Annotated in this window: 12 protein-coding genes; 1 reads left to right on the top strand and 11 read right to left on the bottom strand. The window is 72.7% G+C overall.

The genetic code is table 11. The features are described 5' to 3' along the window. Nucleotides 1-3: 3 nt before the first annotated feature. The 6 genes from ACQP1S_RS07745 to ACQP1S_RS07720 all read right to left on the bottom strand — a co-directional run bounded on the left by ACQP1S_RS07745 (nt 4) and on the right by ACQP1S_RS07720 (nt 8,804). On the bottom strand, nt 4-3,660 hold the full coding sequence (locus ACQP1S_RS07745) for a SpoIIE family protein phosphatase (protein WP_432904650.1): 3,657 nt from the start codon (nt 3,658-3,660) through the stop codon (nt 4-6). A 193-nt stretch (nt 3,661-3,853) separates the two neighbouring features. Then, nucleotides 3,854-4,405, bottom strand: a complete 552-nt coding sequence (locus ACQP1S_RS07740) for a pyridoxamine 5'-phosphate oxidase family protein (RefSeq protein ID WP_432904647.1) — start codon at nt 4,403-4,405, stop codon at nt 3,854-3,856. Between the two features lie 62 nt (nt 4,406-4,467). Continuing rightward, nucleotides 4,468-5,148 (bottom strand): gamma-glutamyl-gamma-aminobutyrate hydrolase family protein, encoded by a 681-nt coding sequence (locus tag ACQP1S_RS07735; protein WP_432907862.1) that lies wholly within the window; start codon nt 5,146-5,148, stop codon nt 4,468-4,470. 77 nt (nt 5,149-5,225) lie between these two features. Next, nucleotides 5,226-5,993, bottom strand: a complete 768-nt coding sequence (locus ACQP1S_RS07730) for a 3-oxoacyl-ACP reductase (protein ID WP_432904644.1) — start codon at nt 5,991-5,993, stop codon at nt 5,226-5,228. Nucleotides 5,994-5,998: 5 nt separating this feature from the next. Continuing rightward, complete coding sequence (locus ACQP1S_RS07725) at nt 5,999-7,345, bottom strand: aldehyde dehydrogenase family protein (protein ID WP_432907858.1); 1,347 nt, start codon at nt 7,343-7,345, stop codon at nt 5,999-6,001. A 94-nt stretch (nt 7,346-7,439) separates the two neighbouring features. Further along, nucleotides 7,440-8,804, bottom strand: coding sequence for a glutamine synthetase family protein (locus tag ACQP1S_RS07720; RefSeq protein ID WP_091246021.1), 1,365 nt, complete (start codon nt 8,802-8,804; stop codon nt 7,440-7,442). Nucleotides 8,805-9,362: 558 nt separating this feature from the next. Between ACQP1S_RS07720 and ACQP1S_RS07715 the strand changes: the two genes are divergently transcribed. Continuing rightward, nucleotides 9,363-9,956, top strand: a complete 594-nt coding sequence (locus tag ACQP1S_RS07715) for a hypothetical protein (RefSeq protein WP_141723101.1) — start codon at nt 9,363-9,365, stop codon at nt 9,954-9,956. A gap of 116 nt (nt 9,957-10,072) precedes the next feature. On the opposite strand, the gene ACQP1S_RS07710 is transcribed toward ACQP1S_RS07715, so the two are convergent. From ACQP1S_RS07710 to pcaF, 5 genes are all read right to left on the bottom strand, one after another. Beyond that, nucleotides 10,073-11,884, bottom strand: coding sequence for an amino acid permease (locus ACQP1S_RS07710; RefSeq protein WP_432904641.1), 1,812 nt, complete (start codon nt 11,882-11,884; stop codon nt 10,073-10,075). Between the two features lie 569 nt (nt 11,885-12,453). Beyond that, the gene (locus tag ACQP1S_RS07705; protein WP_091246011.1) at nt 12,454-12,954 is read right to left on the bottom strand and encodes a DUF456 domain-containing protein; all 501 of its coding nucleotides are present in this window, start codon (nt 12,952-12,954) and stop codon (nt 12,454-12,456) included. A gap of 259 nt (nt 12,955-13,213) precedes the next feature. Beyond that, complete coding sequence (locus tag ACQP1S_RS07700) at nt 13,214-15,379, bottom strand: putative bifunctional diguanylate cyclase/phosphodiesterase (RefSeq protein WP_432904638.1); 2,166 nt, start codon at nt 15,377-15,379, stop codon at nt 13,214-13,216. 7 nt (nt 15,380-15,386) lie between these two features. Further along, nucleotides 15,387-16,205, bottom strand: coding sequence for an SAM-dependent methyltransferase (locus ACQP1S_RS07695; RefSeq protein WP_432904635.1), 819 nt, complete (start codon nt 16,203-16,205; stop codon nt 15,387-15,389). A gap of 285 nt (nt 16,206-16,490) precedes the next feature. Next, nucleotides 16,491-17,696, bottom strand: coding sequence for a 3-oxoadipyl-CoA thiolase (gene pcaF, locus ACQP1S_RS07690; RefSeq protein ID WP_432904632.1), 1,206 nt, complete (start codon nt 17,694-17,696; stop codon nt 16,491-16,493). Nucleotides 17,697-17,821 lie beyond the last annotated feature (125 nt).

Here is a 17,821-nt window from a genome sequence, read left to right as displayed (position 1 = left end):
GGCTCAGTCGGCCAGCCGGCGGCGCAGCGACACCTCGGTCCCCTCGTCGGTACGCCGTACCGTCAGCTCGCCCAGCGCCTCGATCAACGCGAGTCCCCGGCCCCGGAAACCCGCCCCGGTCGACTCGCGCCACCGGCCGCTGTCGCGCACCGTCGCCACCACCGTGCGGTCGACGATCGTGACCTCGACGCCGATCATCGGCCGGACCGGCGCGACCGGGTGCTCGATGGCGTTGGCGGCGGCCTCGGAGACGGCGACGATCAGGTCGAACAGGTCGTTCTCGCCGACGGAGTGGGCGACCAGGAAGTCCTCCAGTCGCTTGCGCAGCACGCTCAGCTGGGTCGGGTCGGCGGGCAGCCGCAGCGCGAAGCGGTTCAGCTCGGCGGCCTCCAGGGCCAGCACCGCGACGTCGTCGTGCCGGGTGCGCCCGTCGACCCGCCGCACCACCGCGTCCACCAGGTCGGTGATGTGCTCACCGCCGGTGCCGGCGTCCGCCCGGAGTTGGGCCAGTGCCGCGTCGATGCCGGCCTGACGGTCCTCGATCAGGCCGTCGGTGTAGAGCAACAGCCGACCGCCGGGGGCGAGTTCGCCCTCGACGGTGCGGTAGTCGGTGCCGGCGATCGCCCCGATCGGCGGCCCGAGAGCCCGCTCGTGCAGGAATGCCACGTCGTCTCCTCGGATCAGCAGGGGGGACGGATGACCGGCGCTGGCGTACCGCAGCCGGCCGGTGCGCACCGCGAAGGAGAGGCAGAACACGGTGGCGAACGACTGCCGCTCGGTCGAGCCGACCAGCCGGTTGAGCCGGGTCAACGACTGTCCCGGGTCGTACCCCTCCAGCAGGTACGCCCGCAGGCCGTTGCGGAGCTGACCCATCGCCGCGGCGGCCCGGACGCCCTTGCCGACCACGTCGCCGATGACCAGCACCACCTCGTCGTCGCCGATGCCGATCACGTCGTACCAGTCGCCGCCGACCTCGACGTCGGTGCTGCCGGGCAGGTAGCGGCTGGCCACCAGCGCTCCGGGCAACTGGGGCAGCGACCGGGGCAGCAGGCTGTGCTGGAGGGTGGTGGCGATGCGGTGTTCGGCCTCGTAGAGCTGGGCGTTCTCCAGCCGTACCCCGACCAGGCGGGCCAGCTCCGCGACGGCGGCCTGGTCGGTGCTGTCGCCCTCGCGACGCCAGACCCGCAGCTCACCGAGCTGCCCACCGGCGGTGCCGGTCAGTGGCAGCACCTGCGACGGCTCGGTGGCAGCGGCGCCGCCACCGTCGGCCTCGTGGCGTGCGCCGGTGACCGTGGTGACCAGCACCCGGGCCGCCTCGGCCAGGTGCAGGGCGTGCCGGGCGGCGACCTGGACCACCTCGGCGGTGGACTTCGCGGTGTTGACCGCCACGGCCGCGTCGGCGAGCGCCCGCAGCCGGCGGATGATCTGCCCGCGCAGCTGACCCAGCTCGACGTTGGCCCGGACCCGGGCGATCAGCTCCGCGCCGGAGAACGGCTTGGTGAGGTAGTCGTCGGCGCCCACCGAGAGGCCGGCGCCCACCTCGGCGGAGCCGGCCCGCGCGGAGAGCAGCACGATCGGCACGTGCCGGGTGCCCGGGTTCGCCCGCAACGCGGTGACCAGGCCGAAACCGTCCAGCCGGGGCATCATCACGTCGGTGAGCACCAGGTCGAAGGGGCTCCCGGTGGCCTCCTGGAGGGCCACCACGCCGTCCGGCACGGCCACCACCTCGTACTCGGGGCTGAGCAGGCGGGTGACGTGTTCGCGCAGGTCGGCGTTGTCGTCGGCGAGCAGGACCCGGCCCGCCCGCCCGGTGCCGCCGCCGGTCGGGGCGACCTGCCCGCCGTCGGTCCACCACGCGGTCTCCGCGACGTAGAGCGACGCCTGCGACGACCCGGCGGTGGGCAGCGGCGCGGCGTCGGCGACCCGGTCGGCGGGCAGGTGCGCGGTGCCGAACGGCACGGTCACCGTGAAGGTGCTGCCCTGGTCGACCCGGCTCGCGGCGACCACCGTGCCGCCGTGCATCTCGGCCAGCTCCCGGACCAGGGCCAGCCCGATCCCGGTGCCCTCGTGGGTGCGTGACCGCGCCCCCGGCACCCGGTGGAACCGCTCGAAGACGTGCGGCAGTTCCCCGGCGACGATGCCCACCCCGGTGTCGGACACCTCCAGCCGGGCCGCGCCGTCCACCGTGCGCACCCGCACCCGGATCTCCCCGTCGAAGGTGAACTTCAGCGCGTTGGAGAGCAGGTTGAGGACGATCTTCTCCCACATGTCCCGGTCCAGGAAGACCGGTGCGGGCAGCGGCGGGCAGTCCACCACGAGCCGCAGCCCGGCCCGCGCCATCGCGGAGCGGAAGGTGCTGGCCAGCCGGGAGGTGTACTCCGCGAGGTCGGTGGGCTGGTAGTGGGCGGCCAGCCGGCCGGACTCCAGCCGGGAAAAGTCGAGCACCGTGTTGACCAGCTTGAGCAGGCGCAGCGCATTGCGGTGCATCACGGTGAGCCGGTCGAGGTGCGACGCGGGCAGCGTCGGGTCGGCCAGCATGTCCTCCAACGGGCCGAGGACCAGGGTCAGCGGGGTGCGGAACTCGTGGCTGACGTTGGCGAAGAAGTTGGTCTTGGCGCGGTCCAGCGCGGCCAGTTCGGCGGCGCGGGCCCGCTCCTGCTCGTACACCCGCTGCTGGCCGACCAACCGGGAGACCTGCGCGGCGATCAGGCCGACGAAGTCGCGGTGCTCGTCGTTGCACGGCAGCCGGTCGGACCGGCCGACCACCAGCGCCCCGGCCGGCTCACTGGTGGCCGTCAGCGGCAGCACCAGGGCCCGCTCGGCGACGCCGTCCGGCACCGTGCCGAACAGCGCGGCCACGTCGATCTCGGCGGCGACCCCACCGGCGGCGACCCGGGACAGCGCCGCGGGCAGCTCGGCCGGCACCCGGGCCGGATCGACGCCGCTGACTCCGGCCAGCACCGGCCGGCCGGTCTCGTCGGTCAGGTGGATCAGGGCGAAGGGTACGTCCGCCCGGTACCCGTCCAGCACCGCCGCCGTGAGCTGTCCCAGCTCCGCCATGCTGCTGGCCGCGCCGAGCCGGGAACCGAGTTCGGCCAGCGCCCGCAGTCGACGTTCCCCGATGACCCGGCCGGTGGTCTCGTTGACGAAGCAGAAGACGCCGTTGACGCTGCCGTCGTCGTCCCGGATCGGGTCGTAGGAGATGTCGAAGTAGACCTGCTCGACGAAGCCGTGCCGGTCGAGCAGAAACGGGTGGTCCTCGCCCCGGTAGGACTCGCCGGTGCGGCGTACCCCGTCCAGCAGCGGGCCGAGCACCTCCCAGGTCTCCACCCAGTGCTCCCGCGCCGGCCGGCCGAGCGCGTGCGGGTGCTTGTCGCCGATGGTGGGCCGGTAGGCGTCGTTGTAGAAGGCCAACTGCTCGGGGCCCCAGAACATCACGATCTGGGCCCGGGACGAGAGCAGCATGCCGACCGCGTGGCTCAGCGCCGCCGGCCAGGTGTCGGGGCTCCCCAACGGGCTGGCCGCCCAGTCGTGTTCGCGCAGCCGGCGGCCCATCTCGCCACCCGCCGCGAAGGCCCCGGCCAGCCATGGCGGGAGGGTGCGGTCGGCGGACAGTGCGGACACCCCTCGGCCGTCCTCGCCCCCGTGGGCCGAGCTCATCCGCGCCCCCTGCTTCGGCCGGTCGTGCCCCCCCAAACGCCTCGGCTGACGCCGACCGCGTCCCGTCTTCTACCCCGACGGATCAGGAACGTAACGCATGGGTTCCGGCAGACGCTGGTAACCCGCGCCTCATCCTGCCGCCAACTGCCCGTCCCTGCACGGTGGGACCGGCGGGGGCACAGCCGGGCAGGACTCAGAAGACCGGCAGGCCGTCGATGCTGGCGGCGTTCCTGGTCGCGCGGTAGGTGACCAGATCCTCGGCGGTGCGCCGGGAGTGTGACGTGAGCAACAGGTCCCGGTCGCCGCGATAGTCCATCTGGGGCACCGCGTAGCCGCAGGAGTCGCTGACCCGCTCCACCGTCACCCCGATCACGGCCCGGACGGCGTGCAGGTCCGGCGGGTCGGGGAAGTCGGCCAGCAACGCGCCGAAGCCCGGGTCGGTGACGGGGGTGGCGACACCCCGCCCGTGCAGCCGGAGGATCTTCGGCGGGCCGTCGAAGGCGCAGAACATCAGCGTGATCCGACCGTTGTCCCGCAGGTGGGCGATCGTCTCCGCACCACTGCCGTGGTAGTCGAGCCAGGCCACCCGGTGCGGGCCGAGCACCACGAAGGTGCCCCGCATCCCCTTGGGCGAGACGTTGACGTGCCCCTGCGCGCCACTGGGCGCGGTGGCCACGAAGAACATCGGCTGCGCCTCGACGAACTCCCGCAGCCGCCCGTCGAGCGCCGGATACACCGTCCCCATGCTGTCCACCCTTCCGTCGCCGACCGAATTCCGGGACAACTTTCCTGCATTGTAGGACAGCGTCAGGATCCCCGGGCCGCCCGGACCAGGGCGGTCACCGGGCGCGGGTCGTCATCGTTCTCCGGATGCCACTGCACCCCCAGCAGGAACCGTCGCGCCGGGTCCTCCACCGCCTCCACCACCGCGTCGTCGGCCCAGCCGGTGACGGTGAGCCGACCCGGGTCGGCCACCGCCTGATGGTGGTACGAGTTGACCCGGTCCACCCCGGCCAGCACCGCCGCCGTCCGGCTCCCCGGAGCGAACCGGACCGGGTGCGCCCCGTACACCCCGGGGGCGGGGCGGTGCCGGTCGTGCCCCACCACGTCCGGCAGGTGCTGGTGCAGCGACCCGCCATGCGCGACGGCCAGCAACTGCATGCCCCGGCACACCCCAAGCACCGGCAGGTCGACGGCGAGCGCGGCGGCCAGCAGGGCCGACTCCCCGGCGTCCCGGTCCGGCCGGGGCTCGGTGCGCGGGTCCACCGGTTGGCCGTACCGCTCCGGGCCGACGTCCGCGCCGCCGGCCAGCAGCAGCCCGTCCAGGACGTCGACCACGTCGGCATCCAGGTCGTCCGGGGGCAGCACCACGGCCCGACCACCGGCGGCGGTCACCGAACGGACGTACGCCTGCGGCACCAGCGACGCCGGGACGCCCCGCCAGACCGCCCAGCTCGCCGGCTCGACGTACCCGGTGATCCCGATCAGCGGACGGGACCGCCGGCCGGTCTCCCCGGGCCGGGCGGCGCGGACCGGCGGCCCGGCGGGATCACCAGCCGGCCCGCTCACAGGGGGGTGACGTACGCGCCGGTGATGCCGCCGTCGACCACGAACTGCGCGGCGGTCATGAACGACGCGTCGTCGCTGGCCAGGAACGCCACCGCGGCGGCGATCTCCTCCGGTGCGCCGAACCGGCCCATCGGCACGTGGACGAGGCGGCGGGCGGCCCGCTCCGGGTCGGCGGCGAACAGCTCCAGCAGCAGCGGGGTGGCGACCGGGCCGGGGCAGAGCGCGTTGACCCGGATGCCCTCCCGGGCGAACTGCACGCCCAACTCCCGGGTCATCGCCAGCACCCCGCCCTTGCTCGCGGTGTACGCGATCTGCGAGGTGGCCGCCCCCATCAGCGCCACGAAGGAGGCGGTGTTGATGATCGAGCCCTTGCCCTGCCGGCGCATGTGCGGGATGGCGTACTTGCAGCACAGGTAGACGCTGGTGGTGTTGACCCGCAGCACCCGCTCCCAGGCGTCCAGACCGGTGTCGAGGATCGAGTCGTCGTCGGGCGGGGAGATGCCGGCGTTGTTGAACGCCACGTCGACCCGGCCGTGCCGCTCGGCGACCCCGTCGAAGAGGCTCCGCACGGCCGCCTCGTCGGCCACGTCGGTGTGGACGTACTCCCCGCCGACCTCCTCGGCGGCCCGGCCACCGGCCTCGGCGTCGATGTCGACGCAGACCACCCGGGCCCCCTCGGCGGCGAACCGCCGCACGGTGGCCAACCCGATCCCGCTGCCCGCCCCGGTCACCACGGCGATCCGGTCCTGTAGCCGACCCTGCACGCGCCTCACTCCTCTGTGCTGATGAAGACGTTCTTGACGTCGGTGAAGGCGTGCAACGCGTCCGGTCCCAGCTCACGGCCGAGCCCGGAACGTTTCATCCCACCGAACGGGGTCCAGTAGCGCACCGAGGAGTGCGAGTTGACGCTCAGGTTGCCCGCCTCCACCGCGCGGGCCAGCCGCAGCGCCCGCCCGACGTCCCGGGTCCAGATCGAGCCGGACAGGCCGTACTCGGTGTCGTTGGCGAGCCGGACCGCATCGGCCTCGTCGTCGAACGGGAGCACCGAGACGACCGGCCCGAAGATCTCCTCCCGCCAGTGCCGGTCGGCCGGGGAGTCGGCGAGCAGCACCGTCGGGGCGTGCCAGAAGCCGGGGCCGTCGGGGCGGGTGCCGGTGAAGGCGACCGTCGCGCCGTCGAGGTAGCCGGCGACCCGGTCCCGGTGCGCGGCCGAGATCAGCGGGCCCATCTCGGCGGTCTCGGCGGCCGGGTCCTCCACCCGGAACGCCCGTACCGCCGGTTCGAGCAGTTCCAGGAACCGGTCGTAGACCGGGCGCTGCACCAGGATGCGGGAGCGGGCGCAGCAGTCCTGGCCGGCATTGTCGAACACCGCGTACGGCGCGGTGGCCGCCGCCTTCGCCAGGTCGGCGTCGGCGAAGACCAGGTTGGCGCTCTTGCCGCCCAGCTCCAGGGTGACCCGCTTCACCTGCGCGGCGCAGCCGGCCATGATCCGGGTGCCGACCTCGGTGGAGCCGGTGAAGCAGACCTTGCGGACGGCCGGATGGGTGACGAAGCGCTCGCCGACCACGTCGCCGCGGCCTGGCAGCACGGTGAACACGCCCTCCGGCAGGCCGGCGGCCAACCCCAGTTCGGCCAGCCGCAGCGCGGTCAGCGGGGTCAGCTCGGCGGGCTTGAGCAGCACCGTGTTGCCGGCGGCCAGCGCCGGGGCGAAACCCCAGCCGGCGATCGGCATCGGGAAGTTCCACGGCACGATCACCCCGACCACACCGAGCGGCTCGTGGAACGTGACGTCCCAGCCGCCGGGCACCGGGATCTGCTGCCCGGTCAGCCGCTCCGGCGCCCCCGCGTAGTAGTCGAGCACGTCGCGGACGTTGCCCGCCTCCCAGCGCGCGTTGCCGATGGTGTGCCCCGCGTTGCGCACCTCCAGCTGCGCCAACTCCTCGCGGTGGGTGTCAACCAGCGCGGCGAACCGCCGCAGGAGGCGTCCCCGGTCCCCGGGCGCGACCTGCCGCCACGTCTCGAACGCGGCGGCCGCCCGCGCGATCGCGGCGTCCACCTCCCCCGGCCCGGTCGCCGGCACCTCCGCGACCACCGTCCCGCTGGCCGGATCGAGCACCTGCGTCACCGCGTCCGCCCTTCCTCGTCGGTCCCGGAGCCCCGGCGTCCGGCCCCGCACCACGATCGCACGGCGGCTGCGGACGCGGCAGGGGTCAGAGCCGTTCGAAACCCCGGGTCAGTTCCCAGTCGGTGACGGCGGCGTCGAAGGCGGCCAGCTCGATCCGGGCCATGTTGGCGTAGTGGGCGTGCACCTCGGGGCCGAAGGCCGTCCGGGCGGTCTCGGAGCCCTCCCAGAGGGTCAGCGCGTCGCGGAGGGTGGCCGGGACCCGTTCGGCGGTCGGGTCGTCGTAGGCGTTGCCGGTGCACTCGTCGGCCAGCTCCAGCTCCTGCTCGATGCCGTGCACCGCCCCGGCGACCAGGGCGGCGATCGCCAGGTACGGGTTGACGTCCGCGCCGGGCACCCGGTTCTCCACCCGCATGCCCTGCCCGTGGCCGACCAGCCGCAGCGCGCAGGTGCGGTTGTCGGTGCCCCAGCGCAGCGCGGTCGGCGCGAACGAGCCGGGCTGGTAACGCTTGTAGGAGTTGATGTTCGGGGCGAAGAGCAGGCTCATCTCCCGCATCGTGGCGAGCAGCCCGGCCAGCACCCGCTGGCCGGTCACGCTGAGCTGGGCCGGCCCGTCACCGAGCATCGCCGAGCGGCCGTCGACGTCACGCAGCGAGAAGTGGATGTGGCAGGAGTTGCCCTCCCGGGCGTTCGGCTTGGCCATGAAGGTGATCGACACACCCTCCTGGGCGGCGATCTCCTTGGCCCCGTTCTTGTAGATCACGTGGTGGTCGGCGCAGGCCACCGCCTCGTCGTAGCGGAAGGCGATCTCGTGCTGGCCGAGGTTGCACTCGCCCTTGGCGCTCTCCGGGGTGAGCCCCGCGCCGGCCATCTCGGTGCGGATGCGGCGCAGCAGCGGCTCCACCCGGGCGGTGCCGAGCAGCGAGTAGTCGACGTTGTACTGGTTGGCCGGGGTGAGGTCGCGGTAGCCGCGCTGCCAGGCCTCCTCGTACGAGTCGCGGTAGAGGACGAACTCCAGCTCGGTGCCGGCGTACCCGGTCAGCCCGTGGTCGGCCAGCCGGTCGAGTTGGCGGCGCAGGATCTGCCGGGGCGAGGCGACCACCGGGCCGGAGCCGTCCAGCCACTCCAGGTCGGCCAGGAGCAGGACGCTGCCCGGCTGCCACGGCATCCGGCGCAGGGTGGACAGGTCGGGGCGCATGGCGAAGTCGCCGTAGCCGCGTTCCCAGCTCGACATCGCGTAGCCGTCGACGGTGTTCATGTCGACGTCCACGGCGAGCAGGTAGTTGCAGCCCTCGCTGCCGTTGGCCACCACCTGGTCGAGGAAGAACGGGGCGTGGAACCGTTTGCCCTGGAGGCGGCCCTGCATGTCGGTCAGGGCGAGCACCACCGTGTCGATCTCGCCCTCGGCGACGGCGACCCGGAGCTGTTCCAACGTGAGCGGGGCTTTCCTCATCCGTGCGCCTCCATCACCAAGGTCTACCGGGCCTAGCGGATCACCGTCAATGCCCCGTTCGGGCGTCCCGGCAAACCCACCACCTTCGGGCGCACCGACCCGGCCCGGGGCCGTCCCCGGCCGCCCGGCCCGCCGTGCCGAACCCGCCCCGCGATGGTTCGCCGCGCCCGGACGCCGACGCGGGACTGGACGCGGCTCCCCCGCGAGACGAGCGGGAATTGTCGTGCGCACCACAACGGAAACGCTTTTCCCAAGCACGGGAAAGGTGCGACACGACACCCTGCTCATCCGTTCGGACAAATACCCGGCACTCGGATCGGTAATCGCGCAGCCACCTTGCACGGAAGTTGAACCCTTGCCAGACTCGGATTCGATCGGGTGCGACGCCCGGCACATTATCGGTCGACCCACCAGCCCGCTTTTCCGATGACCATCTGCGTATCCGCGCGAAATGCGTCGACCACGTCAACGGAGAGCGGATGTCCGGCCGAATCGGTCGCACCCGGCCGGCCCAGAAATGCCCGAACTGTTCCATCACGACGCACCGAAGGACGCGTAATGACGAGAGTACGTCTGAGTGGGAAGCCCCGGGCCCTCGCCGCCCTGGTGGCGATCGCCGTTTCCGCCGCGCTGCTCGCGGTGGCCAGCCCGACCCAGGCGGCACCCCGTGCCGCCGGGGCCGACGCCGCGAAGCCCTCGGCGGGATCGTCCGCCACCGGCGGCGCGACGGCCGGCCGCCTCGCCCCGCTCTCCGCCGGGGCCACCGGCCCGTCGGCGGGTTCCTACGGCACCCTCGCCTCGACCTCCGTGACGGGGACCGTCGGTTCCATCACCGTCACCTGCACGCTGACCCCGAGCACCCCGTTCGTCTACTACGGCGGCCCGTACGGTGGCGGTGAGGAGGGCCTCGCGACGGTCCGGTGCACCTACCCCGTCTACGCGGCCCAGGTCGAGGTCGCCCTGTTCCGCTACGGCACCCAGGTCACCTACAACACCTACACGAACTACAGCACCACCACCACGACCGCGGACACCGAGTACCCCCGGTCCAGCGGCGAATACAAAACGGGCGCGGACGCCTTCATCACCTGGAGCTACGGCGGCCCGACCACCTTCATTCCGCTCACCTTCAGCAACAGCATCTATCTCTGACATCCTGACCCGCGCCGACGGGACGTCCGCCGGCAACCGGGCAGCCCCTGGCCGGAACCTACAGGGCTCCACCAGGGGCTGCCGCTCCGTACCGTCGGCGACCGGGACGTTCGCGGTCAGGCCGGTCCGTCGGCCCGCGCGGCGTCCGCCGCCGCATGCGCCCCCGACCCGGGTACGTCGACGGTACGGCGCGGGCCGGTGAACCACTTCCGGGCCGAGGCGTACCACCAGATGCCCACCCCGAGCAGCACCCCGCCGACGGCCAGCGGCGCGTAGTTCACCGCCGACCAGCTGAACCCGTTGTTGCCGGGCATTCCGGCCGGCACGATCGGCAGCACGAAGTAGACCGAGATGATCACGATCTCGACCACCGCGATCCAGCCGAACAACTTGTACTTGCGCCCGAGCGTCCACGGCCCCGGCTCGAACCGGTCCCCCATCCGCAGCCGCAGCGCGATCGGGATGACGAAGGACAGGTAGAGGCCGATCACCGCCACCGACACCACCGCGTAGAAGGCGACCGGGACACCGTCGCTCTGATAGAGCGCCGGCAGGGTGAGCACCAGGCCGGCCAGCGTCGCTCCGATGATCGCGTTGGCCGGGGTGCCGTTACGGTCGACCTTGGACCAGAGCCGCCAGCCGGGCACCGCGCGGTCCCGGCTGAACGCGTACGCCATCCGGCTCATCGAGGTCACGCAGCTCATCCCGCAGAAGAACTGCCCGATGGTGGAGATGATGATGACCGTCTTGAAGAAGAACGGGGTCAACGCGGATTCGAAGATCGCCCCGGAGAACCCGCCGGCCGCGTTGATCGCGTCCACGTCGGTGGCGGCGAACAGGAACGCCAGCAGCAGGATCCAGCCGCCCACCGCCGAATAGAAGATCGACCGCCACAGCCCCTTCGCGGCGGCCTGCGACGCGCCCCGGGTCTCCTCGGAGACGTGCGCGCAGGCGTCGAAGCCGGTGATCGTGTACTGGGTGAGCAGGAATCCCAGCGGCAGCACGTAGAACCAGAAGGTCAACCCACCGGTGTCGCCGTCACCGAACCCGGAGTTGTTGAACCGCTCGGTGAAGACGAACTGGAAGCTCTGGTGCTCGTCCGGCACCAGCAGCAGGATGGCCACCACGGCGGTGGCGCCGGCCACGTGCCACCAGACCGAGACGTTCTGGAGTACGTCGATGATCCGGTGCCCGAAGATGTTGATCAGTCCGTGCAGGGCCAGGATGATCACGAACAGGACGAATGCCTGCCGCAGCGTCCCCTCCCACCCGTCGAAGAGCGCCGACAGGGTCAGGTTGAGGAAGGTGGCGCAGCCGTAGTCCACCGACGCGGTGACCGCGACCAGGCCGATCAGGTTGAGCCAGCCGGTGAACCAGCCGTGCACCGGCTTGCCCATCTTCGCCGCCCACCAGTAGATCCCCCCGGCGGTCGGGTACGCCGAGACCAACTCGGCCAGGCAGAACCCGATGATCAGGATGAACAGCGAGATCAGCGGCCAGCCCCAGGAGATGGCGACCGGCCCGCCGTTGTTCCACGCCTGGCCGAAGGTGGTGAAACAGCCGGCCAGGATCGAGATGATCGAGAACGAGATGGCGAAGTTGGAGAAGCCGCTCCACTTGCGGTGCAACTCCTGCTGGTAGCCGAGTTCGGCGAGCCGTCGGGCGTCGTCGTCCGGCGCCTGCGGTGGTCCGGCGCTCGGCGGCTGCCCGGTGCCGGCGCTCGGCGGCTGCCCGGTGGTCGGGGGTTGCCCGGTGCCGGCGCTCGGCGGCTGCCCGGTGGTCGGGGGTTGCCCGGTGCCGGCGCTCGGCGGCTGCCCGGTGGTCGGGGGTTGCCCGGTGCCGGCGCTCGGCGGCTGCCCGGTGGTCGGGGGTTGCCCGGTGCCGGCGCTCGGCGGCTGCCCGGTGGTCGGCGGGGGCGTTGTGGCCACAGCACACCTCCCTGAGGTGGTACCCGGTACTGCCCCGGGTGATCCCGGTGCGAGTGCGCCCGAGTCTCGTCCCGCCGATCACCACGGTCAATCCGTCGCCGGTGCCGAACTCGTTAGAACGCGTCGCCCGGCCCGGCGGTAATCAGGTTGCCCCGGGCACTGCACCGACGGATGCTTGAGCCCGTGACCAGGCCCGATCGCGACGGGCCGAGGCCGGGCGCTCGGCAGGAGCCCGGCACCACGGCGGTGCGGGGCGTCCACCTCTCTCTCACGTACGGCGTCGTGCCGTACCCGACGGGCGTCCCGCCCCGCCACCCACTCCCGCCCTGCCCACTGTCGCCTTGATCCACTGCCGCCTTGATCCACTCGCCTGGGCCAATGTTGCGGTATCCGCCGCGCACGGACACCGCAACATCGACCCAGAAGAGTCGATCTTGCCGTCCCGACCTACTCCACCCCGATCGACTCGTCTTGATCGACTCGCTTGGGTCGACGTTGCGGTGTCCCGGCGGCCGGATGCCGCAACATCGGCCCAAGTGAGTCGATCTTGCCGGTGCCCGGCCTGCGTGTCAGGTGAAGAGGAGGCCGGCCACCCAGAGGGCGGCAATCATCAGGCCGGCCAGGAACTCCACCATCATGGACAGGCCGGCGGCCTTCAACGCCTGCACGGTCGCCGGCCAGGCGAGCTGGTTGCTGCCCAACCGCAGCCGCTCGGCCCCCCACACCCCGCCGACGAAGCCGATCACCAGGCCGATCACCGGGATGACGAAGAACCCGACCAGGCCGAGCAAACCCCCGACGAGCAGCGACGACGTCGGCACCCCGGTGCGCTTGAGGTTGCGCCCCGGCCAGGCATACTTGATCACAGCACCGGCGGCGGCGACCACGGTGGCCGCGCCGAGCACCGCCCAGCGGCCCGGCCCGGCATCGCTGAAGATCGCCCAGAGCAGCACCCCGCCCCAGCACAGCGGCAGCGCCGGCAGGCCGGGGACCACCACCCCGGCCAGCCCGGCGACGATCGCGATCGCCGCGACCACCGAGACCGCCGCCCCACCATCGGTCAGGCTCACCCCGCCACCTCTCCCCCGCCCGGTCCCGCCCCGGTCACGTCGACACCATGCCAGAGCACCGGGCTCCCCGCCGGCCACCCGCACCCGACCAGCCACTTCCGACCGGCCGCTTCCACCCACCCGCACCCGACCGGCCACTTCCGACCGGCCACTTCCACCCACCCGCACCCGACCACCCGCACCCGACCAGCCGCTTCCGGTCACCCGCACCCGACCGGCCCGTTCCGGCCGTCCCACCCCGAACTGGCCGGGGAGCAGGTCACTCCGTCGTCTCCCCGCGCAGCCGGGCGGTGATCTGATCCGCCGGGGCGGGTGGGCCGAACCAGCGGCCCTGTCCGGTGTCGCAGCGCAACGCCCGCAGCCGTTCGGCCTGCTCCCCGGTCTCCACCGCCTCGGCGGTCACCGACAGCTCCAGCGCGTGCGCCAACCGGACCAGGGCGTCGACGATCCGTTCGTCCCGGTGGTCGGGCGGGGGGTCGTCGCCGGCACCCCGGATGCCCTCGACGAACGGGCCGGCCAACTTCAGGCAGTGGATCGGCAGCCGCCGCAGGTAGACCAGATTGGAGTAGCCGGTGCCGAAGTCGTCGATGGCCAGCCGTACGCCCAGATCCGCCAGCCGGTACAACGACCGTAACGGCTCCCCGGCGGTGCCCATCACGGCGCTCTCCGTCAGCTCCAGCTGCAACAGCTCCGCCGGCAGGCCCGTACGGCTCAGCGCGCTGGCGACGGTGTCCACGATGGCCGGGTCGTCGGCCTGCCGGGCCGCCAGGTTGACGCTGACCACCAGTTTCGCCCCGGGGAACTCGCGATGCCAGGCGCGGGCGTCACGGCACGCCTGCCGGAGCACCCACTCGCCGAGCCGGACGATCAGCCCGGTCTCCTCGGCCAGCCCGATGAACCGGTCCGGGCCGACCAGGCCCAGTTCCGGGTGGGCCCAGCGGACCAGGGCCTCCACCGCGATCATCGAGCCGTCCAGCAGGGAGACGATCGGCTGGTAGTGGACCACGAACTCGCCCCGGTCCAGGGCCGCCGGGAGGCCGGCGGCCAGCGCGGACCGGGCGATGTCGGCGGCGCTGCGCTCCGGGTCGTACACCGCCCAGCGGCCCCGACCCTCCGCCTTCGCCCAGTACAGCGTGGTGTCGGCGGCCTTCATCAGCTCGGAGACGCTGGTCTCGCTGGCCGGGCACTCGACCACCCCGACACTGGCCGAGACGGCGAGCTGGTGGTCGCCGACGAGCACCGGCGCGGCCACCGCGGCGAGCGCCAACTCGGCGACCCCGACCGCGTCGTCGATCCCCTCGCCGCCGTTGACCAGGATGACGAACTCGTCGCCGCCCATCCGGGCCACCAGGTGCCCCTGACCGATGACGCAGTCGGAGAGCCGCCGGGCGATGGTGATCAGCAGCCGGTCGCCGAGGTCGTGGCCGAGGCTGTCGTTGACCGCCTTGAACCCGTCGAGGTCCAGGAAGCAGATGCCGATCCGCTGCTCCGGCCCGGCGTCGGCGAAGACCTGACCGAGGGTCTCGAAGAACAGCGTCCGGTTGGGCAGGCCGGTCAGCGGGTCGTGCAGCGCCTGGAAACGCAGCCGCTGCTGGAGCTCGTACCGCTGGGTGATGTCCTCGATCATCGCGACCGTGAACCGGGGGCGGCCGTCGTCGTGCCGGATCAGCGAGACGGCCAGGTCCGTCCAGACGACCGTGCCGTCCTTGCGGTAGTAGCGCTTCTCCACCCGGACGCTGTCGTGCTTGCCCTCGATCAACTCCTGGTACATCTCCCACATCCCGGCCGCATCCTCGGCGTGGAACAGCGACGACACGTTGGTCTGCCGCAACTCCTCCGGGCTGTAACCGAGCATGTCGGCGAAGGACTGATTGACGTCGATGATCTGCCCGTCGATGCCGGCGATGCCGATGCCGATGACCGCGCCGGTGAAGACCGCCCGGAACCGCGCCTCGCTGTCGCGCAGCGCCCGCTCCACCGAATCCCGGGCCTGCCAGGCCGACCGGGCGATCCGCTCCTGCTGACTGAAGGTACGGTCCCGTAGCGCCCGACCGAATCCGGCGGCCAGCCCACCCTGCAACGCGGCCACCCGGGCGGCCAGGTCGGACGGCAGGTCGCCCGGGGGCAGCACGCGCTGCGGCAACTGTTCGCCGAGCGCCCGCACCGACCAGTCCAGGACGCGCGGCTCGGTCAGGTGCGCCTCCACCAACGCCCGGCCCACCTCCTCCGCCGGGGCAGCGGAGAACTCGTCGGCGAGCAGTGCCTGCGCCAGCCGTACGGTGTGCACGAGCAGCAGCCGCTCGGTCTCGTCCGCGCTCATCGGCACGAATCCGAGCCGGCGTACCGCCCGGGCCCAGTCGGCGGCGTAGCCCTGGGCGCCCGGACGGGACGCGTCGGTGCCGCCGGGGTCCGGAACGGCGGACATGGTCGACTCAGCCGGCGGGTCGGTCGTACCGGGCGACGCCACCGAACGCCCCGAACCGCTCGGGATGCTCGTCCACGTCGGACGGAGAGTCGGGCCGCCACAGCGGCATGTGCACCACACCCGGCGCAAGCACCGTCCAGTCGCCGAAGAAGCCGGTGACCTCGGCGCGGGACCGCAGCGTGATCTCGGTGTCGGTACGCGCCGAGAGGCGCTGCGCATCCAGCATCTCCTGGGGCTGGTCCTCGAAGGTGGAGTGCGAGATGACCAGGAAGCTGCCGGGTGCGGCGGCGGCCCGCAGGGTGGTGAGGATGTCGGCCGGCCGGTCGGCGTCCGGAACGAAGTGCACCACCCCGGCGAGCAGGATGCCCAGTGGACGGTCGAAGTCGATCAGGCCGCTGGCGCGGGCCTCGTCCAGGATCAGCTTCGGCTCGCGCAGGTCGGCGTGCACGGCGATGGCCCGGTCGTTGTCGGCGAGCAGTTCCCGGCTGTGCGCCACCGCGACCGAGTCGATGTCGACGTAGACGATCCGGGCCTGCGGATTGGCGGCCTGGGCGACCTCGTGGACGTTGCCGACGGTGGGAATGCCCGAGCCGATGTCGAGGAACTGGTCGATGCCGGCGTCGAGCAGCACCCGGACGGCACGGCGCAGGAACTCCCGGCCGGAGCGCATGGTGGCGGCGAGGTTCGGGGTCATGCCGGCGATCTGCTCGGCGAGCCGCCGGTCGATCTCGAAGTTGTGCGCGCCACCGAGGAAGTAGTCGTAGACCCGGGCGGCGCTGGGCCGGCTCAGGTCGATCTCGGCGGGAAGTCCGTCCGGCGTCTGCATCGCTGTCTGGCCCCCAGTTCGTCGCCGCGGTGCGGGAGGGCACCGGTGTCGGCGGCGTGCGCGGGCACGCGGAGCCGCACCGGCCGACCCGCGGATCGTGTGGTGCTGACCACTCTAGGCCCGTCCGTCCAGGTACGGGAGATCAGCTCACCCCGATCTGTGGCCGGCCGGGCAGCGCGAACGACCCGAACGACCTGCCGTCACCCTGGGCAGCCGTCCGCGCACCGTACCGTGACGGGAGGCCGGCGGATCAGGGGCCGGTCGCCACCGGTCGGCTCCCCGGGCTCAGTCGGCGGATTCCAGCAGCAGGGAGATGCCCTGGCCCACCCCGACGCACATGGTCGCCAGGGCCCGCCGGCCGCCCCGGCGACGCAGCTCCAGGGCAGCGGTCAACGCCAGCCGGGCCCCGCTGGCCCCCAGCGGATGCCCCAGGGCGATCGCGCCGCCGTTCGGGTTGACATGCTCGGCGTCCTCCGGCAAGCCCAACTCGCGGAGCACCGCGATGCCCTGCGCGGCGAACGCCTCGTTCAACTCGATCACGTCCACGTCGGCCAGGGCGACACCGAGCCGGTCCAGCAGCCGACGGGTGGCCGGCACCGGCCCGATCCCCATGATCCGGGGTGGTACCCCCGCCGCCGCCGCGCCGCTGATCCGGGCCAGGGGGGTGAGACCGTACCGGGACACCGCCGCCTCGGAGGCGACCAGCAGGGCCACCGCACCGTCGTTGACGCCGGAGGAGTTGCCGGCGGTGACCGTGCCGCCGTCGCGGAACGGGGTGGGCAGCGCGGCCAACTTCGCAAGCGAGGTCTCCCGGGGGTGCTCGTCGGCCTCGACCAGCGTGGTCTCCCGCCGGCCGGCCGGCACGGTCACCGGCACGATCTCCTCGGCGAACCGGCCGTCGGCCTGCGCCTTGGCGGCCCGCTGCTGGGAGCGCAGCGCGAACTCGTCCTGCGCACGCCGGTCGACGCCGAACTCGGCGGCCACGTTCTCGGCGGTCTCCGGCATCGAGTCGATGCCCCACCCCTTCGCCATCAGCGGGTTGACCAGCCGCCAGCCGAGGGTGGTGTCGTACACCTCGGCGGCGCGGGAATAGGGCGTGGCGGCCTTCGGCATGACGAACGGGGCCCGGCTCATGCTCTCGACGCCACCGGCGAGCACCAGGTCGGCCTCCCCGGCCACCACGGCGCGGGCGGCGGTGGCCAGCGCGTCCAGGCCGGAACCGCAGAGCCGGTTGACGGTGCTGCCCGGCACCTCCTGCGGCAGGCCGGCCAGCAACGCCGCCATCCGGGCCACGTTGCGGTTGTCCTCACCGGCCTGGTTGGCGCAGCCCAGCACCACGTCGTCGACCCGGGACCAGTCCACCGCCGGGTGCCGGGCGACCAGTTCGCGCAGCACGTGGGCGGCCAGGTCGTCGGGGCGCACCCCGGCGAGGGCGCCGGCGTACCGGCCGATCGGGGTACGGACTCCGGCCACGAGGTATGCCACGGTCATCGACGCACGTCCTTCGGGGGTGGGAAGGGGCTGGCGGTTCCGGCGTCACCGGGTCACGGGGACATCCGGCGTCAGGATATCCAGGCCCGTCCCGGCCCGTTCCCCGCACACCCGCGGCGTGACGG

Origin of the sequence: Micromonospora matsumotoense (genome assembly GCF_050951065.1) — a bacterium.
Classification (GTDB): Bacteria; Actinomycetota; Actinomycetes; order Mycobacteriales; family Micromonosporaceae; genus Micromonospora; species Micromonospora matsumotoensis.
Note: the sequence above shows the minus strand (reverse complement) of the source record. Positions and strands in the feature narration are given on the sequence as shown.

Bases quoted from the DNA above. Each gene is read 5' to 3' on its own strand.
- ACQP1S_RS07720 (WP_091246021.1), bottom strand. From the start codon at position 8,804: ATGAGGAAAGCCCCGCTCACGTTGGAACAGCTCCGGGTCGCCGTCGCC.
- ACQP1S_RS07715 (WP_141723101.1), top strand. From the start codon at position 9,363: ATGACGAGAGTACGTCTGAGTGGGAAGCCCCGGGCCCTCGCCGCCCTG.
- pcaF (WP_432904632.1), bottom strand. From the start codon at position 17,696: ATGACCGTGGCATACCTCGTGGCCGGAGTCCGTACCCCGATCGGCCGG.
- ACQP1S_RS07745 (WP_432904650.1), bottom strand. From the start codon at position 3,660: ATGAGCTCGGCCCACGGGGGCGAGGACGGCCGAGGGGTGTCCGCACTG.
- ACQP1S_RS07695 (WP_432904635.1), bottom strand. From the start codon at position 16,205: ATGCAGACGCCGGACGGACTTCCCGCCGAGATCGACCTGAGCCGGCCC.
- ACQP1S_RS07740 (WP_432904647.1), bottom strand. From the start codon at position 4,405: ATGGGGACGGTGTATCCGGCGCTCGACGGGCGGCTGCGGGAGTTCGTC.
- ACQP1S_RS07700 (WP_432904638.1), bottom strand. From the start codon at position 15,379: ATGTCCGCCGTTCCGGACCCCGGCGGCACCGACGCGTCCCGTCCGGGC.